The organism is Streptomyces sp. NPDC054866, assembly GCF_053610745.1.
Genome location: NZ_JBSGZA010000004.1, coordinates 159099 through 185649 on the forward strand (window position 1 = coordinate 159099; position 26551 = coordinate 185649).

Consider the following 26551-nt stretch of genomic DNA (forward strand, 5'->3'; position numbering starts at 1 on the left):
GTCCGGGCCGTCTCTGCGCAGGGGCCCCTGCGCAGAGACGGCTGATCGCGAACACGGCCGCGCGGCGGCGGGAAGGCAGGCGCGGCCGGTGCGAACAGCAAACGTAGCTTCCGCGATACCCCCGAACGGCTGTTGTACCTGGGTGTTTACGCGCCCCTGACGGTGCCCGCCCGCCCCCGTCAAGCCCTCGTCAACGCGGGCCGCCCCTCCGTCAACGTCCCGTCATGGAGGGGCGGGTGGCACCTGGTGCCGGGCATAGCGTCGGTGCAGGCCCCCGGGTTCCTGCCCGGCCCCTGGGGGCCGCCGTACACCGAGCAGGATCCTCAAGGAGGAACCCCATGGCAGAGATCCAGTGCGCCGAGGACCCCGAGCCGTCCGAACCCGGCCCGGCCGGACCGCTCTTCGTCCCCGTCCGGCCGGGACCCGCGGGCTGCGTCGCCCGCCTGTTCCGCACACCCGTGGGCGGCCGCACCGCCGTCGCCTTCACCACCCCGCAGCGGCTCAGTGCGGCCCTGGGCGGGCGCCAGGCCTGGATCAGGCTCTCGGAGCCGGCGCTGCGCGCGCTCACCGAGCCGCTCGGCGTCCACGAGGTGACCGTCGACCCACGCCTGGCCGCGCATCCCGTCGGCGCCCCCGCGCGGCGCACTCCCGCCTGGCGTGAGTGGGACCCGCAGGCGGTCGGCGCGCTCCGCGTCACGGGCGCCGCCGCGCTGGTCGGCGCCCTGACCACCTGGATCGGCTGAAGACGCGGAGACGGAATCGGAAGCGGACAAGGACGAGGACTAGGCGAAGAGAGAACCTGACCATGACCACCCTGCACGAACCCGTGACCCCGGACGCCACCGCCGACGACGACCTGTCCGTCTGGCCCGCGTCCACCGCACGTCTGGCCCACGGCGACCTCGCCATCGGCGGCGTACCGCTCACCGAGATCGCCGAGCGCTTCGGCACCCCGGCCTATCTCCTCGACGAAGGCGACGTACGTACACGCTGCCGCACCTACCTGCACGCCTTCCCCGACGCCGAAGTGCACTACGCCGCCAAGGCGTTCCTGTGCCGCGCGATGGCCCACTGGGTGGCACAGGAGGGGCTCGGCCTCGACGTCTGTTCCGCCGGCGAGCTGGAGCTCGCCGTCACCACCGGCTTCCCCGCCGAGCGCATCGTCCTGCACGGCAACGCCAAGAGCCCGCACGACCTGGAGGCCGCGCTGCGGCTCGGCGTCGGGCGCATCGTCATCGACAGTGCCTCCGAGATCGCCCGGCTCGCCGCCGCCGTGCCGCCGGGCAGCCATCAGAAGGTGATGGTCCGTGTGGTGCCCGGCATCGCGGCGGGCGGCCACGCCAAGATCCGTACCGGGACCGACGACCAGAAGTTCGGCCTGTCCATCACCGACGGTTCCGCACAGCACGCCATCGCCCGCATCATCGGCCAGCCCGGACTCGAACTCACCGGCCTGCACTGCCACTTGGGCTCGCAGATCACCACGGACAAGCCGTTCCTCGCGGCCGTACGCCGCCTGGTCGGCCTGATGGCCCGCATCAAGGACCAGCACGGCGTCACCCTCCCCGAACTGGACCTCGGCGGCGGCCACGGCATCGCGTACCGCCCCGGCGAGCCGGCGCTCGACATCACCACCCTCGCCCGCAAGGTGCGCGCCGAACTGATCGAGAGCTGCGCGGCGGCCGGGCTCACCGTGCCCCGGCTGCTCATCGAGCCGGGTCGCGCCATCGCGGGCCCCGCCGGAGTGGCCCTCTACCGCGTACTCGCCGTCAAGCGGACCGGCGGACGCACCTTCGTCGCCGTGGACGGTGGGATGAGCGACAACCCGCGGCCCGCGCTGTACGGCGTGCGGTACGTGCCGCGCCTGATCGGCCGGCGCTCCACGGTCCCGTCCGCTCCGGTGACCGTCGTCGGGCGGCATTGCGAGGCGGGCGACGTGCTGGCCTCCGACGTCGAACTGCCGGGCGACGTAAGGCCCGGAGACATTCTGGGCGTGCCGGTGGCCGGGGCGTACCACCTGTCCATGGCGTCCGGCTACAACCTCGTCGGGCGCCCGCCCGTGGTGGCCGTCGCCGACGGGAACGCGCGGCTCCTGGTGCGGCGCGAGTCCCTTGAGGACTTCCGCAGCAGGGATGTCGGCCTGTGAACGCCTGGAATTGATGGCTCGTCAGGATGGTTCGTCAGGAGCCGAGATAGCGCAGGACGGCGAGTACGCGGCGGCTGTAACCGGTCGTCCCGGTCAGTTCCAGCTTGTCGAAGATCGCGTTGATGTACTTCTCGACGGCGCTCTGCGAGACGTACAACTGCCCGGCGATCGCCGCGTTCGTGTGCCCCTGCGCCATCTTGCCGAGCACCTCGCGTTCCCGTGCGGTCAGGCGCTTGAGCGGGTCGGTGTGGCTGCTGAGGGTCAGCAACTGCCGTACGACCTCCGGGTCGAAGGCGGTCCCGCCCGATGCGACCCGCTCCAGCGCGTCCAGGAACTCGTCGACCTGGACGACCCGGTCCTTGAGCAGATAGCCGACGCCTTCGGTGGCGGTGGTCAACAGCTCGGTGGCGTAACGGCGTTCGACGTACTGCGACAGCACGAGGACGCTCGTCCCCGGCCACTCCTTGCGGATCTCAAGGGCGGCCCGCAGCCCTTCATCGGTGTGTGTGGGCGGCATGCGTACGTCGATCACGGCGGCGTCGGGCGGGTCCTCGGCCACGGCGGCGAGCAGCGCCCGCGCGTCACCGACCGAGGCCGTGACGGTATGGCCCTCGTCCGCGAGGAGCCTGGCAAGGCCCTCCCGCAGCAGCGTCGAGTCGTCGGCGAGCATTACGCGCATGGGAGCTCCGCGGTGATGAGGGTGGGCCCACCGGCGGGGCTTTCCACGGTGAGGGTGCCGTCGAGGGCGGCAACGCGCCGGGCGAGCCCGAGCAGACCGCTGCCGGACGGGTCGGCGCCGCCCCGCCCGTCGTCCTCGACGCGCAGGCGCAGCACGGCACTTCGCCGCTCGGCGTGGACGGTGACGAGGGTGGCGCCCGAGTGCTTGACGGCGTTCGTGACGGCTTCGGCGGCGACGAAGTACGCCACGGCCTGCGCGGTCGGCGGCGGGGTCTCGTGCAGGGCGCAGTCGAGACGTACGGGAATGGCCGCCCGCTCGGCGACCGTCTCCAGGGCGGCGGCGAGCCCGCCCTCGTCGAGGGCGGCGGGGTAGACCCGCCAGGCGACGTCGCGCAGCTCGACGAGGGCCTGCTGGGTCTCCTCGTGCGCCTGGGCGAGGAGACGGGCCGACTTCTCGGGCTCGGAGGCGCGGCGGGCCCTGCCGAGCAGCATGCCGAGGGCGACGATGCGCTGCTGGACGCCGTCGTGCAGATCGCGTTCGATGCGGCGCCGCTCGTCGTGCACGGCCTCCACCACCCCGGCGCGGCTCGCGACGAGCTCGCCGATCCTGCGCTCCATGAGCTGCCCGTCGTTCGGGCCGAGGAAGCGGCGCGCGTGGCGCTCGTCCGCGAGCGCGACGCCGTACGTCCCCTGCACACAGAGATAGAGCAGGAAGAGACCGCCGACCGAGGAGAGGATCAGGGTGCCGGGGGCGCGGATGTCGGCGACGAACCAGCCCCACACCGCCAGCGAGGCATATCCCGCCCCGAGCAGCGCGCAGGCCAGCACGACACCGCCGAGCAGCCCGAAGGCCCAGCGCGACGCGATGTAGTTCACCGCGGGCAGGCCGGTCGGAGGCGTGGCGAGCTCGGTGCGGAAGAAGACGGCCATGCGGCGCCGCTCCAGCTCGGCGAGCCTGCGGGCGCCGCCCACGATGCGGGCCTCGGCACCGCGCCCGGTGCGCCGCCCGAGCGTGGCGAGCAGCCACAGGCCGGCCACCAGGGCGAAGGCCAGCTCGACGAGCCCGGTGAGGGCACCGAGGAGGACGCCGACCGTCACCCTGAGCCAGCGCTGTAGATGCGTACGCATGATCGGTCACGCTAGCCGAGCGGCTGCCGCGCCGGGACTGCGGAAAACCACAATGCTGACCTGCGGTCCACCGCACACGACGTTTGTGGCCCCCCTCATACCGCCGGGCTCCGCTCTTTCCTAGCGTCGAACGCATGATCCTCACTGCCGGGTACGAAGCCACCGCCGCCGCGAACGAAGCGCCCACCGGCGGCATCGCGGGCTGGGCCACCGACCTCATGGACTCGATGGGCGCCGTCGGCGCCGGAGTGGCCATCGCCCTGGAGAACCTCTTCCCGCCGCTGCCCAGCGAGGTGATCCTGCCGCTCGCCGGCTTCGCCGCGAGCCAGGGCAAGTTCGGGGTCGTCGAGGCCCTGATCTGGACCACGGCGGGCTCCGTGATCGGTGCGCTCGCCCTCTACGCGATCGGTGCGCTGCTCGGCAGGGGCCGCACGGTCGCCGTCGCGGCCCGCCTCCCGCTGGTGAAGGCGTCCGACATCGAGCGCACGGAGAACTGGTTCGCCCGGCACGGCACCAAGGCGGTCTTCTTCGGCCGCATGATTCCGGTCTTCCGCAGCATGATCTCGGTCCCCGCGGGCGTCGAGCGGATGCGCCTGCCCGTATTCCTCGCCCTGACGACCGCGGGCAGCCTCATCTGGAACGCGGTCTTCATCCTGATCGGCCACGCACTCGGCTCACGCTGGCACCAGGTCACCGATCTGGTCGGCCTGTACTCCAAGGGAGTCCTTGCCGTGGCCGCGCTCGCGGTGCTCGCCTTCGTCACGCTGCGGGTCCGCAGGGCGGGCAAGGGCGAGCACCGCGCGACGCGCTAGGCGGCGCCCGGCCGGGCGATCAGAGAATGGCGCCCGGAATGTAGGCCGCGGCCTCGGGGTGCTCCTTGAGCAGGGCCTCGATCTGCGCGACGACTACGGCGACCTGATCGCTCGCCGCGCCCGTGAACGACAGCTTGTCGGCCATGAGAGCGTCCAGCTCGGCGCGGTCCAGCGGAATCCGGGAGTCGGCGGCGAGCTTGTCGAGGAGTTCGTTGCGCTCGGCTCCCTGCTCCCGCATCGCGAGCGCCGATGCGACGGCGTTCTCCTTGATGGCCTCGTGGGCCTCCTCGCGGCCGACGCCCGCCCGCACCGAGGCCATCAGGACCTTGGTCGTGGCGAGGAAGGGGAGGTAGCGGTCCAGCTCACGCGCGACGACGGCAGGGAAGGCGCCGAACTCGTCGAGCACGGTCAGGAAGGTCTCAAGCAGCCCGTCAAGCGCGAAGAACGCGTCCGGCAGGGCGACACGGCGTACGACCGAGCAGGAGACGTCGCCCTCGTTCCACTGGTCGCCCGCCAGCTCGCCGGTCATCGACGCGTAGCCGCGCAGGATGACGGTGAGGCCGTTCACGCGCTCGCAGGAGCGGGTGTTCATCTTGTGCGGCATCGCGGAGGAGCCGACCTGGCCAGGCTTGAAGCCCTCGGTGACGAGCTCGTGTCCGGCCATCAGACGGATGGTCTTGGCCAGCGAGGAGGGCCCGGATGCGAGCTGCACCAGGGCGGTGACGACCTCGTAGTCGAGGGAGCGCGGGTAGACCTGGCCGACCGAGGTGAAGGCGCGGTCGAAGCCGAGGTGCCCGGCGATGCGCTGCTCCAGCTCGGTGAGCTTCTCGGCGTCGCCGCCGAGCAGGTCGAGCATGTCCTGCGCCGTGCCGACGGGGCCCTTGATGCCACGCAGCGGGTAGCGGCGCAGCAGGTCGTCCACGCGGCGGTACGCGACGAGCAGCTCGTCGGCGGTCGTCGCGAAGCGCTTGCCCAGGGTCGTGGCCTGCGCGGCCACGTTGTGCGAGCGGCCGGCCATGACCAGCTCCGCGTACTCGCCCGACAGCTTCCCGAGCCGCGCGAGCACCGCGACGGTGCGGTCGCGCACCAGCTCCAGGGAGAGCCGGACCTGCAGCTGCTCCACGTTCTCGGTCAGGTCGCGGGAGGTCATGCCCTTGTGGACCTGCTCGTGCCCGGCGAGCGCGTTGAACTCCTCGATGCGGGCCTTCACGTCATGGCGCGTTACCTTCTCGCGCTCGGCGATGGAGGCCAGGTCGACGTTGTCGATGACGCGCTCGTAGTCGGCGAGGGCGGCGTCCGGCACCTCGATCCCCAGGTCCTTCTGCGCCCGCAGGACGGCGAGCCAGAGCTGACGCTCCAGCTTGACCTTCTGCTCGGGCGACCAGAGGGTGGCGAGCTCGGCGGAGGCGTAACGCCCGGCGAGGACGTTCGGAATACGGGGCTTTGCAGGCGCGACAGTCACGTGTACGGAGTTTACCTGCCGCCCGACCTGCTCTTTGACCGTCCGTACAGTCCGGAAGGCGCGGGCCATTGGAGCATCGTCCAGAGGGCGACTGCCTGCCGCCACGGTGATCACTCGCCGGGGGCTCCGGGGATGCCGGGGGCCCGCAGCACGCGCCGCAACGCTTCGACGCGCCGGCGCCACGGCTGTCCGTCCGACTCGTCCCAGAGCTCAAGAAGCTCCGAGCCGTCGGAGACCACGCGTCCCAGGGCCTGCCGCGCGGGCGCGCGCAGCGACAGGAGGTCGGGGATGGGTTGCTCCGGCCCGTAAACGGGGTCGACGGGCTCTCCGCCGGGACACTGCGCGGCGACCAGAGCGGCGGCGGCCACGGCCGTCTCGGCGAGGTCGGCGTCCAGCGCCCCGCCGTCGCCGACGGCGTTGTCCAGAGCGGCATGGACGAGGCCGAGTCGCTCCTCGGCCGGGGCGGCGTCGAGGTCCCCGCAGAAATCGACCGCGGTGTCGTTGTCGAACGGCCCGGCATCCCGAGTACCGCGCGCGCCTCCGCCCGGCTGTGCCGCAACTCCCGTTGATCCGTGTGCGTCTAGGCTTCATCGCATGGAGCAGCGCGAGATCATCCAAAGAGTCGTCGGCATCCTGACCGAGGCGATCGAGATGCGCAGACAAGTACGGGAGAACCCGGACGGCGAGGTCGAACCCAGCGGCGCGGTCGGCGCGATGCTCGAGGAGATGCTGCCGCGCATCGAAATCCCCGCCGACGCCACCGCCATAGAGGTCGCCGAGGTGGTGGGCCGGGAACTGAGCCCGGTCATCGAGCAGATCACGTCGGCCTTCGCCTTCTCCTTCGCGCAGCTGGCCGAGGCCCACGACGAGGGCCGCACTGACGTGACGTCGGCGGACGTGCTGCAGTCCATCGCGCTCCACTTCGAGGACGAGGTGGAGGAGTAGGGGCGAGCAGCCGAGCCGGACGGCGCGGGTGACCGGCCCCTCGGGCGGATCACCCGCGCCGTCCTATGCTGTGACCCCTGGTTCGCGGGGGCGTCATGGGGGGCGAGGGATGGATCAAGGACTTGCGGCCCTTCTCGGCGCGGCCGTGGGGGCGATCGCCACGGGGGCGGCGGCGCTCGTCACGGCGCAGTCGGCCTCACGTCTGAACAGGAACAAGGCGCGGCAGGAAGCGTGCCTGGCCTACCTCACCCTGGTCGCCCAGGTCCGCATGGCACTCGTCGACGTCAGCCGCCACTTCCGACCAGAGCTGACCGACCTCTACGAGCCGCTGGACCCCACGACCGCACGCGCCCGCGCCGCGGACATAGACGCCCAGTACCACGAGCTGATCACGAAGCACGCGGTCCTGATGCTGGCGGGACCCCGCCCGGTCTACAGACAGGCGGTACGGACGACGGACCTGATCGCCAAGCCACTGATGCTCGTCACCTGGTGGAGCGCGAGCCAGGAACCATCAGCGGCAACGGTCACGAGCGAGCAGCTGCAAGCTTTCGACCGCGACATGGAAGCCCTGGCCCAGGGCCTGGCCCAATTCGCCGACACGGCCAGGGAAAACGCGTAGCGCGAGCCGGGGTCGGACGCCGGGCGGCCGTGCTTACGCCCGCGGGTCCTCGAAAGGCAGTAGATCCGGGCGCTTCGCCGGGAGGCCGTCTCCTGAGGAGCGGCCCGTGAGGCGGCGGGCTATCCAGGGGGCCAGGTGTTGTCTGGCGAAGCGGAGGTCGGCTGCGCGGCGCGCCGTCCAGTTCGGTGGGGCGGTGGCCGGGAGCGGGGACTGCCAGTCGTCCTCGGGGTCGTAGCCGAGGGACTGCCACACCGCTTCGGCGACCCTGCGGTGGCCCTCGGCCGTCAGGTGCAGCCGGTCCACGTCCCACATGCGCTGGTCGCCGAGCGCGGCCGATCCGTACAGGTCCACCACCGTGGCACCGTGCCGTGCCGCCAACTCGTCGATGTGGACGAAGAGTTCCTCCATGCGGGGGCGGAAACGCTCCATCACGGGGCCGTTCCTGCCGGGGCTCCGCATCAGGACCAGCTGCTTGCACGCCGGGGCGAGCCGTTCGACCGCCTCATCCAGGAGCCCGCGTACGCGGACCATGTCGCACTTGGGGCGCAACGTGTCGTTGAGGCCACCCACCAGGGTGATCACATCGGGCTGCATGGCGGCCGCGACGTCCACCTGCTCGGCCACGATCTGCCCGATGAGTTTCCCGCGCACCGCGAGGTTCGCGTACCGGAAACCGGGGGAGGCGGCAGCCATCCGGGCGGCGAGCAGATCGGCCCAGCCGCGGTAGCTGCCGTCGGGCAGCAGGTCCGACATGCCCTCGGTGAAGGAGTCGCCGACCGCGACGAGACTGGTGTAGTTGGCATTCATCTGCATGGCGGGAGCGATCGTACATGGAGCTTCGACCCTTCGCCGTGGCGGACGCGGACACCGTGGCGCGCTGGCCCGCCTCCGCCGGTGAGGTGGCCCTGTGGTGTGGGCTGCGGGAGTTCCCCGTGGCCGCGAGGGTCGTCGCCGGCTGGCAGCTGGAAGAGGGTGTGCGGGGGCACGTGCTCGTCGAGGGGGAGACGCTCCTCGGCTATGGGGAGGTGTGGTGCGACGAGGAGGAGGGGGAGGCGGAACTCGCCCGGATCATCGTGGCGCCGGGCGCCCGTGGGCGGGGCGTCGGGCGGAGGCTGGTGCGGGGGCTGGTCGGGCGGGCCCTGCGGGCCGGATACGCGGAGATCTTCATGCGCGTCCACCCCGGGAACACCGCCGCCCTGCGCTGCTATCGCGGAGCCGGATTCCTGCCGGTCGACCCCGCTCTCGCCGCGGAGTGGAACGCCCCGCAGCCCGTCCCCTATGTGTGGCTCCGGCACATGGGCGGGGGCTCGGTGCACGAATAGCGGCGCCATCGCGCCGAGCGCCGTGGAGCGTCTTAGCGGGTCGGGGGAGCGGCTTCCGGGTCGGCGATCGCCGTACGGCCGACCAGCCTTTCGTAGCGCTGCCTCGCCGCCTGCGGTGTGCCGAGGCCGAGGCCGAAGGCGATCTCCGGCCAGGTCATGCCGCGCCCGCGCGCCATCTGCAGGAGCCCGGCCTCCACTTCGTCCATCTCGACGCGCGCCATCGGTATGAGCGTCAGCGCCGCGGTGATGTCCGCGTGGTCTACCTCCGGCTCTCCGTCCGCGGGGTCCGCGGTGCCGGTCAGCAGGAACGTCACGAGCCGCGCAGCCTCGTACGGACCGACCATCGTGGCGTGCACCTGTCGGCGCCGCTGCTCGTCGGTGGCCGCGTGGCGCTCGGCGATGCGGAAGAGGGCGGCCGGGGCGCGGCCCGCGCGCACCTGGTCCGGGTGCGTGGGGCTGAAGGGGTCCGCCTCGGCGGGCTGCTGCTCGGGGGTCGGGGTCATGCCGTCCAGCATGGTTGGCACACGTAATGCTGTCAACGGTGTGTTGTGAACATCTTGTTTGCGCGCCCCGGCCCCGTGGTGGTCCAGTCGCCGGGTGGGCCCCCGTATGGAACGGTGGAAAACACCTGAAATGCCATCCATGGCGAAGGGCGAATGGCAAACCTGGCGAGAGAGGGGAATCGCATGTCATCGAAGCGACGCCGTAAGAAGAAGGCACGCCGTAAGCACCCGGCCAACCACGGCAGCCGTCCCCAGTCCTGACCTCTGACGACCTCTGCCCCCGCAACCGTTTTCTGTGTGATCTCGTCAACAGCCTTGCCACCTGGGTCAACGGGTGAACAATGGTGCAATGTTGGAGTTGTTGCGAGAAGTCGGCGTGGAACTGCCGGGCGGCGCTGGGCTGTTGAAGTTCGGGATGACACCCGGCGAGGTCCTGGAACTGCTGCCTCCCGACAGGGTCACACACCACCGGCAGTGCATGGGCCTGACCCTGAGCCAGTACGCGGAGCTCCGGCACGCGCACGACGCCTGGCTCGGCGGCCTCCTCTACGAGCCCGAGTGGAGCTTCGACGCCGAGCTGGACGGCGTCGTCCTCGGCTTCGGCGGCGGCGGTCCGGGCGCCACGGACCGGCTCGCCCGCGTGGAGATCCAGGCGCGGGCCCAGCCGCGGGCAGAAGCGGAGCCCCCAGAGGCGACTCCGGTGGCCTGGGACGACATAGACCTCTTCGGCTATCCCGCCGCGGAGATCGTGGCCGTGCTGCCAGGGGCCGCCGCATCGTCCGGCGGGCCGCCGCCCGCCGAGATGGCCGTGCACGAACTCGGCCTGCGCCTCTCGCGGGCCAGGCCGACCGCCGAGCACTGGGAGCGGGTGACCCTCTTCGGGCCAGGGTCCGGCAGCTGGGGAGCCTGCTGCACGGGCGGACTCGTCTGCGCCGAGCAGGGGGACGGCCTCGTGGGGATCATGTACTGAACGGATCACGTACTGAACGGATCACGTACTGAACGGCCCCGGAAGCCGATCACCGCCGTGGCCCGCCCGCCCCCTCCAGCGCCGTCAGGATCCAACTCCGCGACTCCGCGGGGTCGATGACCGCGTCGATCTCCAGCGCCGCCGCGGCGTTCACCGCCTTGCCGTGCTCGTACAACTCGGCGACATGGGCATCGAACACCCGCTGCCGCTCCCCGGGATCGGCGATCGCGGCCAGCTCCTTGCGGTAGCCGAGACGGACGGCGCCCTCAAGACCCATCCCGCCGAACTCGCCGCTCGGCCACGCCGCCGTGGCCACGGGCGCGCGCGTGGAGCCGCCCATCATGGCCATCGCGCCGAGCCCGTACGCCTTGCGCAGCACCAGGCTCACCAGCGGGACACGGAGCTGTGCGCCGGTCACGAAGAGGCGGGAGAAGTGCCGTACGGTCGCGGTCCGTTCGGCGTCCGGGCCGACCATGAAACCAGGTGTGTCACAGAGCGAGACGACGGGAAGCCCGAACGCGTCGCACAGCCGCAGGAACCGTTCCGCCTTGTCCGCAGCGTCGCGGTCGATCGCCCCGCCCAGATGCCCGGGGTTGTTGGCGAGCAGCCCCATCGGCCGCCCCTCGACGCGCACGAGAGCCGTGATGACGCCGACGCCGAAGCCGCCCCGCAGCTCCAGGACCGAGTCCGTGTCGGCGATCCCCTCGATCGCGGCCCGCATGTCATAGGCGCGGCGCCGGTTCTCCGGGACCGCGTGCCGCAGCAGCCGCGGGTCCGGCGCCTCCCAACTGCGGCCCGTCTCAGGGGAGTACGAGAAGTAGCCGAGGTACTTCCGTGCCACCCGCACCGCCTCGGCCTCGTCGGCCACCGCGATGTCCACCACGCCGTTCGGCACCTGGACCGACAGCGGCCCGATCTCCTCGGGGCGGTACACGCCGAGGCCGCCGCCCTCGATCATCGCGGGGCCGCCCATCCCGATGCTGGCCTCCGGCGTCGCGATCACCACGTCGCAGCAGCCGAGCAGGGCGGCGTTGCCCGCGAAGCACCGCCCCGACGCGACGCCCACCAGGGGGACTTGGCCGCTGAGGCGCCCCATCTGATGGAACGTCGTCACGTCGAGCCCGGCGACGGACGTCGTGTCGGTGTCGCCGGGGCGCCCACCGCCGCCCTCGGCGAACAGCACCACCGGCAGCCGCCGTTCCTCGGCCAGCTGGAGCATCCGGTCCGTCTTGCGGTGGTTCTGCAGGCCCTGGGTGCCGGCCAGGACCGTGTAGTCGTACGACATCGCCACGCACCGCACGCCGTCGATCCGGCCCGTGCCGGTGACCATGCCATCGGCGGGCGTCGACGCGATCAGGTCGTCGAGGGAGCGGCGGCGGCGCTGGGCGGCGATCGCGAGCGCGCCGTATTCCGTGAACGTGCCGTCGTCGCACAGGTCCTGGACGTTCTCGCGGGCCGTGCGGCGCCCGATGCGGTGACGCTTGGCGACGGCTTCGGGGCGGTGTGCGTCCAGGCCGATCGCGTGCCGGGCCAGGGTCTCGGCCAGGTCGGGGCGGATGGCGTCCGGGTCCATGGCTTCCTCGGTGCGTGCCGTGGCCGCCTCGCCCGCAGTCGACGCGTCCACTGTCACCAAGGGGCGGCCTTCCGTCGCCGTGTCGCCCACGCGCACATGGAGGGCGGTCACGGTTCCGGAGGCGTCGGCGCGCAGCACGTGCTCCATCTTCATCGCTTCGAGCACGAGCAACTGCTGTCCTTCTGCCACCTGTTCGCCCGTCGAGACGTCGACGGTGACGACCGTCCCCGTCATGGGAGCGGCCAGCGTCGAACCGTCACCCGCGAGCACCTGCGGCACGTCAACTGGCGTTCCGTCGGCCAGGAGTTCCGCGATGTGCTCGGCCACGAAGTCCGTGTGCGCGCCGCCCGCGGTGAAACCCGGATGGGCGAGCAGCGCGCGGAGCAGTGGAATCCCGGTGCGTACGCCGTCGACGGCGAAGTCCGCGAGCGCGCGGGAGGCGCGTTCGCAGACCGCCGCGAAGTCCCCGTGCGGTGTGTGCGTGATGACCTTCGCGAGCAGCGAGTCGTAACGCGCCCCGATCTCGGCTCCGTTGCGCGCCGCGGTGTCCACGCGCACCCCCGGTCCCGTCGGCACGTCGAAGCGGGTGAGCGTGCCCGTGGAGGGGAGCGCGGTGCCGTCGGACGCCGGTGACTCGGCGTTCACGCGCGCCTGGAGCGCGTAGCCGCGCGGCTCTGGCGGAGGGCCCGCGAGCCCGAGCGCCGCGAGCGAATCGCCTGCCGCCAGGCGCAGTTGGGCCACCACGAGGTCGACGCCCGTCACCTCCTCGGTGACGGTGTGCTCGACCTGGAGACGGGGGTTGGCCTCGATGAAGTGGAACTCCTCGCCGATGAGCAGGAACTCGAAGGTGCCGAGGCCGGTGTAGCCGCACTCCCGGGCCATCCGCAGGGCCGCGGACACGAGCTTCTCCCGGACGGCCGGGGAGAGCCCGGGCGCCGGTGCGATCTCGACGAGCTTCTGGTGGCGGCGCTGTGCGCTGCAGTCGCGCTCCCAGAGGTGGGTGACCTCGCCGGCCGCGTCGCCCAGGATCTGGACCTCGATGTGGCGGGCGCCGTTCAGTAGCTCCTCCACGTACAACTCCGCGCGCCCGAAGCCCTGCAGAGCTTCGGAGCGGCAGCGCTCCCAGGCCGCCGCCAGGTCGTCCGGGCGCCGCACGGCCCGCATGCCGCGCCCGCCGCCGCCACCGATGGCCTTGACCATCACCGCGCCCGAAGGGCCGAGCCCCGCAAGGAACTCGGCGGCCTCGGCCAGAGTCGTCGGCCCCCGCGTGCCCGCCAGGACCGGCACGCCCAACCCTTCGGCGAGCGCACGCGCGCGTGCCTTGTCGCCGAACAGGCCGAGCACCTCCGGGGAAGGCCCCACGAACCGCAGCCCGGCCTCCGCGCACCGCCCCGCGAAGACCGCGTCCTCGCTCAGGAATCCGTAGCCGGGGTGCACCAGTTCGCACCCGGAGCGGAGAGCCGCGGCCAGTACCGCGTCCGCGTCCAGATACGCGGCAGGCCCCGTGCCGCCCAACGGCTGCGCCTCGTCGGCCAGTTGGACGTGCCGCGCGGCGGCGTCGTCATCGGCGTACACGGCGACCGTGCGCAGTCCGGCCTCCGCGGCGGCCTGGAGGATACGGACGGCGATCTCCCCGCGATTGGCGACGAGCACGGCGGCGGAACCCATGAAGCCCTCCTCAAGTCCTCCTGAAGTCTGGCGCCGCCATGCTCATTGACATTGGCGTCAACGTCAATAAGCTCGCCGCGTGGCACGACATCAACAGCCCTGGGCGACCCGCACCGCCCGCGACCGCAGCGACGCCCCGGCCCGCGGGCGGCTCCTGGACGCCGCCGAGGCCGTGTTCGCGCGGCGCGGGTACGGCGCGACGACCATCGCCGACATCACGGCGGAGGCAGAGGTCTCCCGGGCGGGCTTCTATGTGTACTTCGCGTCCAAGGAGGAGATCTTCCGCGTCCTCGCGGTGCGCGTACGGGACGCGTTCCTCGCCGCGCAGGACGTGCCGGGAGTGGACCAGGACGACGCCCGCGAGGTCTGCCGGGCCTCCACCGCCGCCTTCATCTCGGCGTACGCCCAACACCTGCCGCTGCTAAGGCTGTTGGAGCAGCAGGCGCAGAGCGACGACGACGTGCGCGCCCTGTGGGAGGAGACCCAGGAGCGCCCGATCCACCGCTCCGCCCGCTACATCCGGCGGCTCGCGGCCGAGGGCAGGGCCCGGCCGGTCGCGGAGCCGCTCGCCGTGGCCCGCGCGGTCGGCGGCATGAGCATCCAGTTCGCCCGGCTCACGGCGTCCGCCCCGGAAGCGTCCGCCCCCGAGACGTACGACGCGGCCGTGCGCGATGTGACCGCCATGTTCCTGCACCTGCTCGGAGTCGATCACCCACGCAGGACCTCACGCAGGGCCCCACAACAGAACCCACGCTGAGGAGCCGCCCCCCGTCGGCTACCTGGGCCACGACAGGTCAAGGCCAGGAGCGTCTTCCCCGCCGAGGTCGAGACCCTGCTCGCCCGGCACCCCGACGTCCTCGCGGCGGCCGTCGTCGCCGTCCCGGACGCGGAGGCCGGCCGGCGCTTCTACGCCTACGTGCGCACTGCCCCCGGCAGCGTGCTCACGGCGCAGGAGCTGCGCGACTGGGCGGCCGGTGCCATGGCGACGTACAAGGTGCCGGCCGTCGAGATCCTCGACGAGCCGCCCCTCACCGCGACCGGCAAGATCAAGAAGACGGAGCTCGCTGAGCGGGCCGCGACGACGGCCGCAGCCATGCCTACGGCCGTGTCAGCGCGGCCAAGTGGTCCCACGCCGCCTGCGCCGTGAACTCGGCCTGCCCGCCCCGGAGCAGCAGCCCCGCCGACGCGAACGCCGGTTCGTCCGCGTGGGCGGTCACGTAGGGGATCGCGATGCAGCGCATGCCCGCCGCGTGCGCCGCAGTGGCACCCGGAGCGGCATCCTCCAGGACCACGCAGTCGGCCGCGTCCGCGCCGAGGAGCGCAGCGGCGGCCAGGAACACGTCGGGCGCGGGCTTGCCGTGAGCGACCTCGTCGGCCGAGACGACCGTGGTCAGGAGCGCGTCGAGGCCGGTGCCGGAGAGGATCGCTTCGATGGCGGCGCGGGACGATCCGGAGGCCACGGCCATCGGCACCCCGGCACCGTGCAGCCTCTCGACGAACTTCCGCATCTCCGGGAACACGTGCGTGTCGGCGCGGGCCAGCTCCAGATAGCGGCGGTCGAGCTCCGGGAGCAGTTCGGCCACCGGTACGTCGATGCCGTACTGGTCCTGCCAGACGGCGAGGCTCTCCTGGGTGCTGATGCCCACGAACCGCTCGTTGTCGGCCCAGGTGTAGTCGATGCCGTACTCGGCGAGGAGACCGCGCTGAGCCGCGAAATAGTTCGGCTCGCTGTCCACGAGGGTGCCGTCGAGATCGAAGATGACCGAGGTGTCGCCGAAGGTGCTCATGCACTCCAGCATGCCAAAGCCGCAGATCAACGCCGCCGCACGGGTCGGTGGCGGACAGATCACTTCTGCTCGGCGCAGGCCCTGCCGATCGACTCGACCAGCGGCAGCAGACGGTGCGGGACGCGCTCGCGCAGCGCCATCTCGGTACGGGTGCGGACCACGCCCGGCATCTGGATCAGCTGCTGGACGACGTCCTCCAGGTGGCCGTTGTCCCGGGCGACGACGCGGGTCAGGAGGTCACCGCCGCCGGTGATCGAGAAGGCCTCGACGATCTCCGGCACGGCGGCGAGCGCGTCGCCCACCTCGTCCAGGTGCCCCTGCGTGACCTCGATGTGCACGAAGGCGAGCACCGGATGCCCGAGCGCGGCGGGCGAGAGGGAGGGCCCCGTCCCGGTGATCACTCCGTCCCGCTCCAGCCGGTCGAGCCGGGCCTGAAGGGTGCCGCGGGCGACACCGAGCACGCGCGCGTACTCACGGACGCTGGTGCGGGGCTGCTCCAGGAGGAGCCGCAGAATGCGGGTGTCGAGTTCGTCGACGGCCATGGGGCGGGGTCTCCCGGGTACGAGGGATGAACCTCGTGACTGTACCAATGGCAGGGGCCGGTCTCCGCGAAGAGACCGGCCTGACCTGCGCGTACTGGCGCGCCCTGCACCTACATCCGCTGGATCGCCCGCACCGCCTCCACCAGGGCCGTGACGCCCCGCTCGGCCTTGGCGCGTGGGCAGCCCACGTTCAGGCGCAGATGCCCGGGGGAGCCGTACGCCGTGCCGGGCATGATCGCCACCTTCTGGGTCTCGATCAGCTCACGTTGCAGGGTCTCGTCGTCCACGTGCAGGGGGCTTACGTCGATCCAGGCGAGGTAACCGGCCTGTGGCGGGGCCCAGTTGAGGCAGGTGAACGCCGTGTTCAGGCGGTCGGCGACGAGTTGGAGGTTGCCGCGGAGGTAGGTGCCCAGGGCTTCGAGCCAAGGGGCTCCCTCTCGGTACGCGGCGATGTGCCCGACGAGGGAGAGCACCGCCGGGGACGAGAGGCCGTCGGCTTCCTTGAGGTCGCGCAGGTACGCCTCGCGTGTCCCCGGGTCGCCGATGATGCCGTAACTGCCCGTAAGCGCCGGGATGTTGAAGGACTTCGAGGCCGATGTCACCACCGCCCAGCGGCCTTCGCGGCCACCGTGCAGGGACCACGGGCGGTGGACGTACGGCGGGTGGACGAGGTCCGAGTGGATCTCGTCGCTGATCACCGCGACGCCGTACCGCGCGCACAGGGCCGCGAGGCGGTCGAGCTCGGCCTCCGTCCATACGTGGCCGGTGGGGTTGTGGGGCGAGCACAGCAGCAGAACGGCCGTGTCCGGCAGGGCGAACAGCCGTTCCAGTTCGGTCCAGTCGCCGAGCGGGCAGCGCAGCAGCCGCCGTTCGTGCGCGGCGACGGTCTTGGGGAAGGCGTCGTACGCCGGTGTGTGGACGACGACGCCGTCGCCGGGGCGTGACCACAGCCGCAGGAGCCGGCCGACCTGGTAGATCACGGAGGGGCCGTAGACGATCGACCCCGGGTCCACGTCGGTGGCGTGGCGTTCGCCGTACCAGTCGACGATCGCGGAGAGGAAGTCGGCCTGGCGCCAGCGGGAGTAGCCGAGCACGCCGTGGTCGAGCCGGCCGCGGAGGGCCGCGAGTACCGCGGGGGCCGTCTCGAAGTCCATGTCCGAGATGGTGAAGGGCAGCAGGCCGGGGACGCCGAAGCGGTCCTCGACGTAGTCCCACTGCGTGCACCACGTGCCGTGCCGGTCGACGGGCACATCGAAGCCGAAGGGCTCGGTCACCGGTCAGCCCACCCGGACCAGCGACGCGATGGCGTCCTTCACCGACTGCACCTGCGGGCCGATGATGACCTGCACGTTGTGCGCGTCGAGCGTGATGACGCCGACCGCGCCGAGCTTCTTCAGACGGGCCTCGTCGACCTGCTCGGCGTCCTCGACCGTCATGCGCAGGCGGGTGATGCAGTTGTCGAGGGTCTGGATGTTCCCGGCGCCGCCGATCGCCTCCAGGATCGCCACCGCGTCGTACTTCCCGGCGATGAGTTCACGCGGGGACTCAGCCCCAGCCGTAGCCGCCTCTTCCGCCGCAGCCCCCTCTTCAGGCGCGGGCTCGTCGCGCCCCGGCGTCTTGAGGTCGAAGCGGGTGATGGCCCAGCGGAAGAGGAAGTAGTAACCGGCGAACCACACCGCGGCGATGACGGGTATCAGGTACCACTTCGTGGTCGTGCCTTGCAGGACGCCGAAGACGAGCCAGTCGATGACGTTGCCGTCGGTGTTACCGATGAACACCCCGAGGACGGCTGCGGTCAGGAATCCGAGGCCGACAAGGACGGCGTGGATCAGGTACAGCCACGGCGCGATGAACAGGAAGAGGAATTCGAGCGGTTCGGTGATGCCGCCGACGACGCACGCCACGACGCCGGAGATCAGCAGCGCCTTGATCTCCGGGCGCATCTTCTTGTTCGCGCAGTGATACATGGCGAGGGCCGCGCCCGGCAGTCCGCCGAGGTAGACCGCCATCTTGCCCTGGGACAGGAAGTGGGTGGCGCTCGTGACCGAATCACCGGGCGGGTTCGCGCAGTTGAGCTGGGCGTAGAAGAGGTTCAGCGCGCCGGACACGTGGTCGCCGCACACCGCGCCGGAGCCGCCGACATCCGTGAAGCGGAACATCGCGACGAGGATGTGGTGCAGGCCGATCGGGCGCAGGAGCACCTCGCCCATACCGAAGAAGAACGGGCCGAAGACGCCCGCGTGACCGATCGCGCGCCCGAGATCCGTGATCCAGCCGTTGAACGTCGGCCACACCAGCGGGATCAGCAGGCCGAGCAGGCTGAGCACGAGCGTCGAGATGATCGGCACGAACCGCAGACCGCCGAAGAAGGCGAGCGCATCGGGCATCCGCTGGGCACGAAACCGCTGGTGAAGGATGCTGACAACGATGCCAACAGCGACGGCGCCGAGCAGTCCAGTATCGATGGACTGGATGCCGATCACGTCGGCGATGCCGTAGTGGGCGATGGCCTTCTCGTCCTCCAGGTCCACGCCCTTCGCGGTGAGGTAGAAGTTCACCGCCAGGTTCATCGCGGCGTAGCCGACGAAGCCGGAGAACGCCGCGACGCCCTTGTCCTCGCGGGCCAGGCCCAGCGGGATGGCTATCGCGAACATCACGGGGAGGAACTTGAAGGCGACGAGGCCGGTGCTCGCCATCCACGTGAAGACGAGGTGGAAGCCCTCGCCTTGCAGGAAGGTGAGATTGTCGGTGACGGCTTCGCTGGAGAGCGACGAGCCGATGCCCAGCATGATGCCGCAGAACGCGAGCAGGGCCACCGGGAGCATGAACGTCTTGCCGAGGCCCTGGAGGAATTCCCAGAGTGCGGACTTGGTCTTCTGCATGTGTGGGGTCTTTCGGGCCTGAGCGGAGGCGAACAATGACCGGCCCACGGGCGCGCGGGCCAGGACGGTGGCCGGTCACATGCCGCACAGGGATCGCCTGCGGATCGGCGCGGAAGGTCCGTCGATCCACGCCGAAGGTCGATCGATCCGCCCGGACGGATGAGATCACAGCGGCTCGGGGGCTGTCCATGGCCGTTGCACATGGTGTACGACGCCTCAGGCGTCCCGCATCCGCAGCACCGTTCCCCCGGCGAGGAGCGCCGCCCCCGCGTACGCGGCGAGCACCCCGATGCCCGCCCACGGCCCGATCGGCAGCCGGTCCAGGTCTACGGTCGCCTGGATCGCGAGCCCGGCCGTCGCGGGTGCCGCCCGCCGGGCGTACTCCTGCCAGTCGGGGTCGGCGAGCAGCCCCGCGAGCAGCGGGAAGGCGTAGAACAGCCCGAGTACGGAAGTGACGGCGGTCGCCGTGTCGCGCAGCGCGGTGGCCACGCCGAGGCCGATCAGGGCGGCGAGCGTGAGGTAGAGGACCGTACCGACGGCCGCGCGCAGGGTCGCACCGTCCGTGAGGCCCGGTGTCGCGAAGCCGTCGGCGGCCAGCAGCATCCGCCCCGCGAGGAGCGAGCCGAACACCCCGGCGGCACCGGCCGCCGCGGTCAGGGTGCACAGGACGAGGGCCTTCGCGGCGAGCAGCCGTACGCGGCCGGGCTCGGCCGTCAGCGTCGTACGGATGGTGCCCGTGCCGTACTCGCCGCTCATCGTGAGCACCGCGAGGACGACGACCGCGCCCTGGCCGAGCCAGACCCCCGTGAGGCTGAGCTTCACGGTGTCCTCGTGGCAGTCGGCCGGGAGCGGGCACTCCCCGGCGGTGAGCGACGCGGTGGTGGCCGCGCCCGCGAGGACGGTCAGGGCCACCACGGCGAACAGAAGCCACCAAGTGCTCTGCAGCGTACGGAGCTTGGTCCACTCGGCGTGCAGGGTGCCGAGCGCCCGGCCGCCGCTCACGCGTCCCGCTTCCGGACGCGCCACACCGCGATGCCGAGCACCACGACGGCGTACGCGGCCAGCGTCGCGAAGCCTGTCCACGCGCCCTGCGGGTAGCAGCCGTCCTCCGGGAGGCACAGGCTCGCCACCTGGTCGTAGCGCGGCGTCGTCTCCTGGATCGCGAACCCCGCGACAGGCGTGAGCCGTTGCAGCCACTGCGAAAGGCCGAGCGGCAGCACGCTGACCAGGATCAGGGGCAGGACGATCACCACGACGACGGTGGTGATCGCGGCGGCGGTGCTGCGCAGCAGCGCGCCGAGCCCCAGAGCGAGCACGGCGACCAGGGCGAGCAGGGCCGCGGTGCCGAGCACCGCGCGCACGACCGGGCCGTCGGACAGCGAGAACTCGGGGAACAGCGGCGGCTCGTGACCGTTCTCGCGCAGCACCGGCATGCTGAGCAGGAACGACGCCAGCGACGCGACGAGCCCGGCCGCGAAGGCGACCACGCCGACCACCACGGCCTTGGCGACCAGGACCCGGCCGCGCCGCGGACTGGCCACGAACGTGGTCCGGATCATGCCGCGCCGGTACTCGGCGGTGATGAACAGGACGCCGAGCGCGGCGATCAGGACGAGGCCGAGCTGGGAGCCGTTCAGGGAGGCGGCGACGAGGTCGGGCTGCATGGGGGTGCCGGGCGCGATGTCGCCGGAGCCGGAGAGCGTGAACGTGCCGCCGGAGCGGCTCAGTTGGCCCTGGTCGCCGTTGGGCTGCCCGACATCGGTCCGCTGCCAGTCGGCCCCGCCCGCCGCGCCCTTGACCGTCACCTCGTCGAAGCGCGCGGTCGAGCGCGAGGGGCTGTCGCCGAGCGAGACGTTGCCGAACTCGCGTTTCATGGACTGCACGTTGGGCGACGCCACGAAGAGCCCGACGGTGACCGCGCCCGTCGCGTTGTCGAGTTCGGCCGTGCCGACCTTCCTCCAACCGCCGTCGTCGGCGGGCACGTACGCCGTGACGGTGGCGCCCGCCCGGGTCAGCCGCAGCCGGTGCGGCTTGTCGGCTGACGCGGCTCCGCCCGCGACGTCGCCGGTGAAGTGGCTCTGGAACCGCACCCCGTGCCCGGGGGTGACCATCAGGGCCGCGTAGTCGGAACCGCTCTCGGTGTTCTCCTTGACGAGCACCCCGGCCTTGGCCCACTCGGGCGCCCGGTCGGGGCTCACGCCCTTCGGTCCCGTCACCCGCGCGGTGATGCTGCCGTCGGCGGGGAGCGTGCGGTGCACGAAGGTGAAGTCGTCACGGATGGACTGCCCGCCGGGGCCGGTGGGCGCGGACGAGCCGCCGCCCGCGATATCCACGCTCGAACTGGCCGCGGAGAACAGGGAGATCAGTACGGTCACCAGGACCGCGGCCAGCAGAGTGAGGACCCAGCGGCGCACCGTACGCAGCTTGGTCCACTCGGCGCGGAGGAGCTGCAGGAAGCCGTCGCGGCCGACGGTGACCGTGCTCGGCCCGCGAGGTGGCGTCTCGGTGGTGGTCATGGCGTGCTCCCCTCGACGGGGTGCTCGGCGGCGAACTCCACGTCGTTCCTGGTCAGTTCCATGTACGCCTCTTCGAGCGTGGCCCGGTGCGCGGAGACCCCGGAGAAGGAGACGCCGGCGCCGCCGAGCAGTTCCACGACCCGTTCCGCCGCGAGACCGGAGACGGCGAGGGTGTCGCGCCCGGTGGCCGCGACGCTCGCGCCCGCGCCCGCCAGGACGGTCATGGCCGCCGTCCGGTCGGCCGTCCGCACCTCGACTCGGTCGCCCGACGCGGCGGCGAGCAGCTCCCGTACGCTCGTGTCGGCGATGACGCGCCCGCGGCCGACGACCACCAAGTGGTCCGCGGTGTCCTCCAGTTCACTCATCAGGTGACTGGAGACGAGTACGGCCCGCCCCTCGGTGGCCAGGGACTTCAGGAAGCCGCGGATCCACCGGATGCCCTCCGGGTCGAGCCCGTTGACGGGTTCGTCGAAGAGCAGCACGGGCGGATCACCGAGCAGCGCCGCCGCGATGCCGAGGCGCTGCCGCATGCCGAGCGAGTACCCCCCAGCCCTGCGCCGCGCGGCCTGCCCGAGCCCGACGAGCTCAAGGACCTCGTCGACGCGCCGCACGGGAAGGCGGTGCGAATGCGCCATCCACAGAAGGTGATCGCGCCCTCGGCGGCTGGGATGCACGGCGGCCGCGTCGAGCAGCGAGCCCACTTCAAGGAGGGGCGTGCGCAGTGCCCGGTAGGGGCGGCCGCCGATGAGGGCGGTGCCCTCGTCGGCGGAGTCAAGGCCGAGGACGATGCGCATGGTGGTCGACTTGCCCGCGCCGTTGGGGCCTACGAACCCCGTGACCTGCCCGGGTGCGACGGTGAACGTGAGACCGTCCACCGCGGTGACCGAGCCGAACCGCTTGCGCAGCCCGCGCACTTCGATGGTTGCTTCGCCACCATCGGGTGTTGCTGTGATGCCATCCATGGGAAGCGAGGCTAGAGACGCCGTGCCCGCGGGTCGTCACGCCGTGGAGCAGTCTTCGTATCCCTCACGTGAGGGACTCCGAGGGGGCGCCAGCCGGTGACAATGACTCGTGTGAGGGTGAAATCTTCCGGGGCGGGCCTCGGTCGCGGCCACGACCGGGGCCTTTGGGCGGTGCGAGGCCGCATCGCGCGCCGCCCGGAGACCCCGGTCGCGGCCGCGGCGGTGCTGGCACTCGGCGCCGTGATCGAGGTACTGCTGCGCGCGGACGGCGATGTCCCGCTGCCGCTTGCCCTGTCACTCGTACTGGGAACGACGGCGCCGGTCGCGGTCCTTGCGGGCGGCAACGTGGCGTCGACTTTGGGCCTACGCCCGCTGACCGCGCGCCGCCTGACCGCGCGCCGCCTCACTCCGCGCCTCCCCGCCCCACGACCCGCTCCACGCCCCGCCCGCGGCCTCCTCGCCGCCGCTGTCGTGCTCGCCGGCGCGGCGGGCATGCTGTCCCTCGCGCCGTTCCACGTGCTGACCGGCGCCGGTCTCTGCGCGCTGCTCGTCTCGCTCCATCAGGCCGGACGCCGGGGCCTGAGGTACCTCGCCGCTCTCCTTCCCCTGCCCTTCATCGCCTACGCGGTCACCGTGCCCGACGGCTCCGGGGCGGGGGACCGGTTCCTCGCCGCCCTCACCGCGGTGTGCGCCGCCGTCGCCGCCGGGACCGGTCTCGCCCGGAGCGCGCGCGACACCGCCCTCGTGAACAGCGCGGCCGAGCAGGCCATCGCGGACACCTTGCTGGAGCATGTCGCTCGGGGTGAACGGGCCAGGATCGCCCGGGAGTTGCACGATGTCGTCGCCCATCACATCTCCATGATCGCGGTGCAGGCCGAGACCGCGAGGCTGACCACGCCGGGCCTGCCCGCCGTCGGAGCCGAACGCCTCCTGGCCATCGGCGACACCGCCCGCACAGCGCTCACCGAGATGCGCAGACTGCTCGGCGTGCTGCGCGAGGACGCCGGGGGCGCCCCGCCGGACCGCCGCCCCCAGCCGGGGCTCCGACAGCTCGGCGAACTCGTCGACGAGGCCCGCGACGCTTCGGCCGCCGCGGTGCGCCTCATCGTCGAGGGCCCCGTGCGCCCGCTGGATCCCGGCCTCGAACTCACCGCGTACCGCATCGTCCAGGAGGCCCTCACCAACACCCGGCGGCACGCGCCCGGCGCCTCCGTGGACGTCGAACTCCGCTACACCCAGAGCGGGTTGCGCCTGCGCGTACGCGACAACGGGCCGAGTCCGCACACCTCGGACGGCCTCGGCGAAGGGCACGGCCTCGTCGGCATGCGGGAGCGCGCCGCGATGGTCGGCGGCGAGCTGCGCGCGGGCCCCGCGCGGCGCGGCGGGTTCCTCATCGAGGCGACGTTCCCCGCGCCGATGAGGGAGCATGCCGCATGAGCACCCCCGGCACCCCCGGCGCCCCCGCCCTGCGCCTCGTCATCGCCGACGACCACGAGGTCGTACGCGCCGGATACGCCGGGCTCCTCGCCACCCAGCCCGACTTCACGGTCGTCGGCACGGCGGCCGACGGCGCGCGGGCGGTCGAGCTCTGCCGGCAGCTGCGGCCCGACCTGGTCCTGATGGACGTCCGCATGCCGGTGATGGACGGCATCGAGGCGACCGGACGCCTCGCCGGGACCGGCACGCGCGTGCTGATCCTCACCACCTTCGACCTGGACGAGCACGTGTACGACGCGCTGAGCGCGGGCGCCGCCGGGTTCCTGCTCAAGGACGTCACGGCGGAGCGCCTCTTCGACGCGGTGCGGGTGGTGGCCGCGGGCGAGGGGCTGCTCGCCCCCACCGTGACCCGGCGCCTCATCGCGGAGTTCGCCCGCCTCAGGCCGGGACCGCCCGCCGGACCCACGGCCCGCGTCGACGCGCTCACGCCGCGCGAGACCGAGGTGCTGCGGCTGATCGCTGAAGGCCTGTCCAATCCGGAGATCGCCGGGCGGCTGCACGTCAGCGAGGAGACCGTGAAGACCCATGTGAGCCGGGTGCTCGGCAAACTCGGCCTGCGCGACCGCACCCAGGCGGTGGTCGCCGCGTACGAGTCGGGTCTCGTGGTGCCCCGGGCGGGGCCCTGAGCCCAGGCCCGATGGGCCTGCCCGCCGTACAATGGAAGGGCGGCAATGTGCACGACGGCGTAACTCGATCATGAACGCTCGCATCGAGGACTACGCCCTCATCAGCGACCTGGAAACCGCCGCCATGCTCGGCAGGGACGGGTCGATCGACTGGCTCTGTCTGCCGCGCTTCGACTCACCGGCCTGTTTCGCGGCGCTGCTCGGCACGGCGGACAACGGCTTCTGGCGAATCTCCCCCGTCGGCGCGGGCCCCTGCGCCCGGCGGGCCTACCGCCAGGACACGCTGGTCATGGATTCCCACTGGGAGTGCCCCACGGGTGCCGTGCGCGTCACGGACTTCATGCCGCCCCGCTCGGAGCTGCCCTGCATCGTGCGCGTCGTCGAGGGCCTGTCCGGCGCCGTGGCCATGCGCAGCGAACTGCGGCCCCGCTTCAACCAGGGCCGTGTCATGCCGTGGGTGCGGGCCCAGGAGCACTGCACGGTCGCCGTGGCCGGCCCCGACTCGCTCTGGATGAGCGCCGACGGCCCCATGGAGATACGGGCCGGCGCGGACTCCACGGCCCACGAGACCGCCACCGATCCCGGCATCCGTGACTCCACCGTCCTGGACTTCACCGTCTCGGCGGGCCAGCGCCTCGCGCTGCAACTCGTGTGGGCGCCCTCGCACCTGCCCGAACCGCCCGAGCCCCTCACGGTCCCGGCGGAGACGGCGCTGAAGGCCACCGGCGACTTCTGGCGGAACTGGACGGCCCAGTGCCGCTACCAGGGCCCCTGGCGCGAGGCCGTCACCCGCTCACTGATCACGCTGAAAGCCCTCACCTACGCGCCCACGGGCGGCATCGTCGCCGCACCGACCACCTCGCTCCCCGAGTGCGTCGGCGGCGAACGCAACTGGGACCACCGCTTCTGCTGGCTGCACGACTCCACGCTCACCCTGTCCGCCCTGCTGCGCAGCGGCTATCGCGACGAGGCGACGGCCTGGCTCGACTGGCTCGTGCGCGCCGTGGCGGGCGACCCCGCCGGGCTCCAGGCGGTGTACGGGGTGGAGGGACAGCGGCTGCTGCCGGAGGCCGAGGCGCCCTGGCTGACCGGCTACGAGGGTTCGCGGCCCGTCCGGTTCGGGAACGCCGCGGCCCATCAGCTCCAGCTCGACGTCTACGGCGAGGTTCTCGACACGCTCTATCTGTCGCTGCGGGCGGGGATCCCGATGCAGCCCCATCTGTGGAGCCTGGTGGAATCCCTGATGAGCCATCTGCGGGACCACTGGCGCGAACCGGACCAGGGGCTGTGGGAAGTCCGGGGCGCGGGGCGGCAGTTCGTCCACTCCAAGGTCATGGCGTGGGTCGCTGCCGACCGCGCCCTGCGCATGGGCGAGATGCTCGGCAGGAACGGATCCTCGGGGGAGTGGCGCGCCATGCGGGACGCGGTGCACCGGGAGGTGTGCCGCGAGGGGTGGGACGACGGACGGCGGTCGTTCGTGCAGTCCTACGGATCGTCCGCCCTGGACGCCTCGGCCCTGCTGATCCCCAAGGTCGGCTTCCTGCCCGCCGACGACGCGCGCGTGCGCGACACGGTCCGCGCGATGCGGGCCCTGGACCACCACGGATTCGTGCGGAGGTACGCCCACGACGGCCTCGGCACGCACGGCGTGGACGGTATGCGCGGCTCCGAGGGCACGTTCGTGGCGTGCTCCCTCTGGTACGCCGAAGCGCTGGCGGCGACCGGCCGGCTCCGGCAGGCGCGGGAGACCTTCGAACGCGTCCTGGACGTACGCAACGACGTGGGCCTCCTCGCGGAACAGTGGGACCCGGACAGCCGCCGCCAACTGGGCAACGCACCCCAGGCGTTCAGCCACATCGCCCTGGTCGAGACGGCGTTCGCGCTCCAGGAGGCGGGCGCCTGAGAGTGCC

Annotated in this window: 25 protein-coding genes and 1 pseudogene; 12 read left to right on the top strand and 14 right to left on the bottom strand. The window is 72.0% G+C overall.

The features are described from left to right. Positions 1-338: 338 nt before the first annotated feature. Both ACWGI2_RS21450 and lysA read left to right on the top strand, forming a co-directional pair. The gene (locus ACWGI2_RS21450) at positions 339-743 is read left to right on the top strand and encodes an SAV_915 family protein (protein ID WP_453399900.1); all 405 of its coding nucleotides are present in this window, start codon (positions 339-341) and stop codon (positions 741-743) included. A gap of 62 nt (positions 744-805) precedes the next feature. After that, positions 806-2146 (top strand): diaminopimelate decarboxylase, encoded by a 1341-nt coding sequence (lysA, locus tag ACWGI2_RS21455; RefSeq protein ID WP_453696941.1) that lies wholly within the window; start codon positions 806-808, stop codon positions 2144-2146. Between the two features lie 34 nt (positions 2147-2180). On the opposite strand, the gene ACWGI2_RS21460 is transcribed toward lysA, so the two are convergent. Then, entirely contained in the window at positions 2181-2816 is a 636-nt protein-coding gene (locus tag ACWGI2_RS21460) for a response regulator (RefSeq protein WP_453400039.1), read from the bottom strand. Next, positions 2816-3952 (bottom strand): sensor histidine kinase, encoded by a 1137-nt coding sequence (locus ACWGI2_RS21465; protein WP_453399898.1) that lies wholly within the window; start codon positions 3950-3952, stop codon positions 2816-2818. Before ACWGI2_RS21465 ends, ACWGI2_RS21460 begins: the two co-directional genes overlap by 1 nt. A gap of 134 nt (positions 3953-4086) precedes the next feature. Here ACWGI2_RS21465 and ACWGI2_RS21470 point away from each other — a divergent pair, with 134 nt between their 5' ends. Next, on the top strand, positions 4087-4764 hold the full coding sequence (locus ACWGI2_RS21470; protein WP_453696943.1) for a DedA family protein: 678 nt from the start codon (positions 4087-4089) through the stop codon (positions 4762-4764). A 19-nt stretch (positions 4765-4783) separates the two neighbouring features. Here ACWGI2_RS21470 and purB read toward each other — a convergent pair whose 3' ends face one another. Beyond that, positions 4784-6226 (bottom strand): adenylosuccinate lyase, encoded by a 1443-nt coding sequence (gene purB / locus ACWGI2_RS21475; protein WP_453696945.1) that lies wholly within the window; start codon positions 6224-6226, stop codon positions 4784-4786. Between the two features lie 110 nt (positions 6227-6336). Further along, positions 6337-6696, bottom strand: a pseudogene (locus ACWGI2_RS21480) (DUF4259 domain-containing protein); the annotation flags it as partial. Between the two features lie 124 nt (positions 6697-6820). Between ACWGI2_RS21480 and ACWGI2_RS21485 the strand changes: the two are divergent. Then, on the top strand, positions 6821-7171 hold the full coding sequence (locus ACWGI2_RS21485) for a hypothetical protein (protein WP_363206557.1): 351 nt from the start codon (positions 6821-6823) through the stop codon (positions 7169-7171). 109 nt (positions 7172-7280) lie between these two features. Beyond that, entirely contained in the window at positions 7281-7793 is a 513-nt protein-coding gene (locus ACWGI2_RS21490; protein WP_453696947.1) for a hypothetical protein, read from the top strand. 33 nt (positions 7794-7826) lie between these two features. Here ACWGI2_RS21490 and ACWGI2_RS21495 read toward each other — a convergent pair whose 3' ends face one another. Then, a complete protein-coding gene (locus ACWGI2_RS21495; RefSeq protein WP_453399893.1) occupies positions 7827-8606 on the bottom strand; it encodes an SGNH/GDSL hydrolase family protein in 780 nt (259 codons plus the stop codon). 17 nt (positions 8607-8623) lie between these two features. Between ACWGI2_RS21495 and ACWGI2_RS21500 the strand changes: the two genes are divergently transcribed. Next, a complete protein-coding gene (locus ACWGI2_RS21500; RefSeq protein WP_453696949.1) occupies positions 8624-9115 on the top strand; it encodes a GNAT family N-acetyltransferase in 492 nt (163 codons plus the stop codon). A gap of 32 nt (positions 9116-9147) precedes the next feature. Here ACWGI2_RS21500 and ACWGI2_RS21505 read toward each other — a convergent pair whose 3' ends face one another. Continuing rightward, complete coding sequence (locus ACWGI2_RS21505) at positions 9148-9618, bottom strand: DNA-binding protein (RefSeq protein WP_453696951.1); 471 nt, start codon at positions 9616-9618, stop codon at positions 9148-9150. Between the two features lie 349 nt (positions 9619-9967). On the opposite strand from ACWGI2_RS21505, the gene ACWGI2_RS21510 reads away from it, so the two are divergent. Further along, a complete protein-coding gene (locus ACWGI2_RS21510) occupies positions 9968-10588 on the top strand; it encodes a hypothetical protein (RefSeq protein WP_453399890.1) in 621 nt (206 codons plus the stop codon). A gap of 49 nt (positions 10589-10637) precedes the next feature. Here ACWGI2_RS21510 and ACWGI2_RS21515 read toward each other — a convergent pair whose 3' ends face one another. Beyond that, positions 10638-13829: a carboxyl transferase domain-containing protein gene (locus ACWGI2_RS21515; RefSeq protein WP_453696953.1), complete on the bottom strand. Its 3192-nt coding sequence runs from the start codon at positions 13827-13829 to the stop codon at positions 10638-10640. A 79-nt stretch (positions 13830-13908) separates the two neighbouring features. On the opposite strand from ACWGI2_RS21515, the gene ACWGI2_RS21520 reads away from it, so the two are divergent. Both ACWGI2_RS21520 and ACWGI2_RS21525 read left to right on the top strand, forming a co-directional pair. Then, the gene (locus ACWGI2_RS21520; protein ID WP_453399888.1) at positions 13909-14586 is read left to right on the top strand and encodes a TetR/AcrR family transcriptional regulator; all 678 of its coding nucleotides are present in this window, start codon (positions 13909-13911) and stop codon (positions 14584-14586) included. A gap of 75 nt (positions 14587-14661) precedes the next feature. After that, positions 14662-14976 carry an AMP-binding enzyme gene (locus ACWGI2_RS21525; protein WP_453697692.1) on the top strand — a complete coding sequence of 105 codons (315 nt, stop codon included), beginning with the start codon at positions 14662-14664 and terminating at the stop codon, positions 14974-14976. On the opposite strand, the gene ACWGI2_RS21530 is transcribed toward ACWGI2_RS21525, so the two are convergent. From ACWGI2_RS21530 to ACWGI2_RS21560, 7 genes are all read right to left on the bottom strand, one after another. Further along, positions 14927-15616, bottom strand: coding sequence for an HAD family hydrolase (locus ACWGI2_RS21530; RefSeq protein WP_453696955.1), 690 nt, complete (start codon positions 15614-15616; stop codon positions 14927-14929). The genes ACWGI2_RS21525 and ACWGI2_RS21530 overlap by 50 nt on opposite strands. A 59-nt stretch (positions 15617-15675) precedes the next feature. Next, complete coding sequence (locus ACWGI2_RS21535) at positions 15676-16158, bottom strand: Lrp/AsnC family transcriptional regulator (protein WP_453399886.1); 483 nt, start codon at positions 16156-16158, stop codon at positions 15676-15678. Between the two features lie 110 nt (positions 16159-16268). Beyond that, on the bottom strand, positions 16269-17432 hold the full coding sequence (locus tag ACWGI2_RS21540) for a MalY/PatB family protein (protein ID WP_453696957.1): 1164 nt from the start codon (positions 17430-17432) through the stop codon (positions 16269-16271). A 3-nt stretch (positions 17433-17435) separates the two neighbouring features. After that, a complete protein-coding gene (malX, locus tag ACWGI2_RS21545; protein ID WP_453696959.1) occupies positions 17436-19040 on the bottom strand; it encodes a maltose/glucose-specific PTS transporter subunit IIBC in 1605 nt (534 codons plus the stop codon). Between the two features lie 216 nt (positions 19041-19256). After that, positions 19257-20042 (bottom strand): ABC transporter permease, encoded by a 786-nt coding sequence (locus tag ACWGI2_RS21550; RefSeq protein ID WP_453696961.1) that lies wholly within the window; start codon positions 20040-20042, stop codon positions 19257-19259. Then, on the bottom strand, positions 20039-21556 hold the full coding sequence (locus ACWGI2_RS21555; RefSeq protein ID WP_453696963.1) for an ABC transporter permease subunit: 1518 nt from the start codon (positions 21554-21556) through the stop codon (positions 20039-20041). Before ACWGI2_RS21555 ends, ACWGI2_RS21550 begins: the two co-directional genes overlap by 4 nt. Continuing rightward, a complete protein-coding gene (locus ACWGI2_RS21560; RefSeq protein WP_453696965.1) occupies positions 21553-22518 on the bottom strand; it encodes an ABC transporter ATP-binding protein in 966 nt (321 codons plus the stop codon). Before ACWGI2_RS21560 ends, ACWGI2_RS21555 begins: the two co-directional genes overlap by 4 nt. A gap of 111 nt (positions 22519-22629) precedes the next feature. On the opposite strand from ACWGI2_RS21560, the gene ACWGI2_RS21565 reads away from it, so the two are divergent. The 3 genes from ACWGI2_RS21565 (at position 22630) to ACWGI2_RS21575 (ending at position 26544) form a co-directional block, all read left to right on the top strand. Further along, entirely contained in the window at positions 22630-23955 is a 1326-nt protein-coding gene (locus ACWGI2_RS21565; protein ID WP_453696967.1) for a sensor histidine kinase, read from the top strand. Continuing rightward, positions 23952-24641, top strand: a complete 690-nt coding sequence (locus ACWGI2_RS21570; protein ID WP_453696969.1) for a response regulator — start codon at positions 23952-23954, stop codon at positions 24639-24641. The genes ACWGI2_RS21565 and ACWGI2_RS21570 overlap by 4 nt, the downstream gene beginning before the upstream one ends. 70 nt (positions 24642-24711) lie before the next feature. Further along, on the top strand, positions 24712-26544 hold the full coding sequence (locus ACWGI2_RS21575; RefSeq protein WP_453696971.1) for a glycoside hydrolase family 15 protein: 1833 nt from the start codon (positions 24712-24714) through the stop codon (positions 26542-26544). Positions 26545-26551 lie beyond the last annotated feature (7 nt).

What these genes read in the sequence shown, in the direction of transcription:
- ACWGI2_RS21450 (WP_453399900.1), top strand. Translation starts at nt 339, where the DNA reads ATGGCAGAGATCCAGTGCGCCGAGGACCCCGAGCCGTCCGAACCCGGC.
- lysA (WP_453696941.1), top strand. Translation starts at nt 806, where the DNA reads ATGACCACCCTGCACGAACCCGTGACCCCGGACGCCACCGCCGACGAC.
- ACWGI2_RS21460 (WP_453400039.1), bottom strand. Translation starts at nt 2,816, where the DNA reads ATGCTCGCCGACGACTCGACGCTGCTGCGGGAGGGCCTTGCCAGGCTC.
- ACWGI2_RS21465 (WP_453399898.1), bottom strand. Translation starts at nt 3,952, where the DNA reads ATGCGTACGCATCTACAGCGCTGGCTCAGGGTGACGGTCGGCGTCCTC.
- ACWGI2_RS21470 (WP_453696943.1), top strand. Translation starts at nt 4,087, where the DNA reads ATGATCCTCACTGCCGGGTACGAAGCCACCGCCGCCGCGAACGAAGCG.
- ACWGI2_RS21485 (WP_363206557.1), top strand. Translation starts at nt 6,821, where the DNA reads ATGGAGCAGCGCGAGATCATCCAAAGAGTCGTCGGCATCCTGACCGAG.
- ACWGI2_RS21490 (WP_453696947.1), top strand. Translation starts at nt 7,281, where the DNA reads ATGGATCAAGGACTTGCGGCCCTTCTCGGCGCGGCCGTGGGGGCGATC.
- ACWGI2_RS21495 (WP_453399893.1), bottom strand. Translation starts at nt 8,606, where the DNA reads ATGCAGATGAATGCCAACTACACCAGTCTCGTCGCGGTCGGCGACTCC.
- ACWGI2_RS21500 (WP_453696949.1), top strand. Translation starts at nt 8,624, where the DNA reads ATGGAGCTTCGACCCTTCGCCGTGGCGGACGCGGACACCGTGGCGCGC.
- ACWGI2_RS21505 (WP_453696951.1), bottom strand. Translation starts at nt 9,618, where the DNA reads ATGACCCCGACCCCCGAGCAGCAGCCCGCCGAGGCGGACCCCTTCAGC.
- ACWGI2_RS21510 (WP_453399890.1), top strand. Translation starts at nt 9,968, where the DNA reads ATGTTGGAGTTGTTGCGAGAAGTCGGCGTGGAACTGCCGGGCGGCGCT.
- ACWGI2_RS21515 (WP_453696953.1), bottom strand. Translation starts at nt 13,829, where the DNA reads ATGGGTTCCGCCGCCGTGCTCGTCGCCAATCGCGGGGAGATCGCCGTC.
- ACWGI2_RS21530 (WP_453696955.1), bottom strand. Translation starts at nt 15,616, where the DNA reads ATGAGCACCTTCGGCGACACCTCGGTCATCTTCGATCTCGACGGCACC.
- ACWGI2_RS21535 (WP_453399886.1), bottom strand. Translation starts at nt 16,158, where the DNA reads ATGGCCGTCGACGAACTCGACACCCGCATTCTGCGGCTCCTCCTGGAG.
- malX (WP_453696959.1), bottom strand. Translation starts at nt 19,040, where the DNA reads ATGCAGAAGACCAAGTCCGCACTCTGGGAATTCCTCCAGGGCCTCGGC.
- ACWGI2_RS21555 (WP_453696963.1), bottom strand. Translation starts at nt 21,556, where the DNA reads ATGACCACCACCGAGACGCCACCTCGCGGGCCGAGCACGGTCACCGTC.
- ACWGI2_RS21560 (WP_453696965.1), bottom strand. Translation starts at nt 22,518, where the DNA reads ATGGATGGCATCACAGCAACACCCGATGGTGGCGAAGCAACCATCGAA.
- ACWGI2_RS21570 (WP_453696969.1), top strand. Translation starts at nt 23,952, where the DNA reads ATGAGCACCCCCGGCACCCCCGGCGCCCCCGCCCTGCGCCTCGTCATC.
- ACWGI2_RS21575 (WP_453696971.1), top strand. Translation starts at nt 24,712, where the DNA reads ATGAACGCTCGCATCGAGGACTACGCCCTCATCAGCGACCTGGAAACC.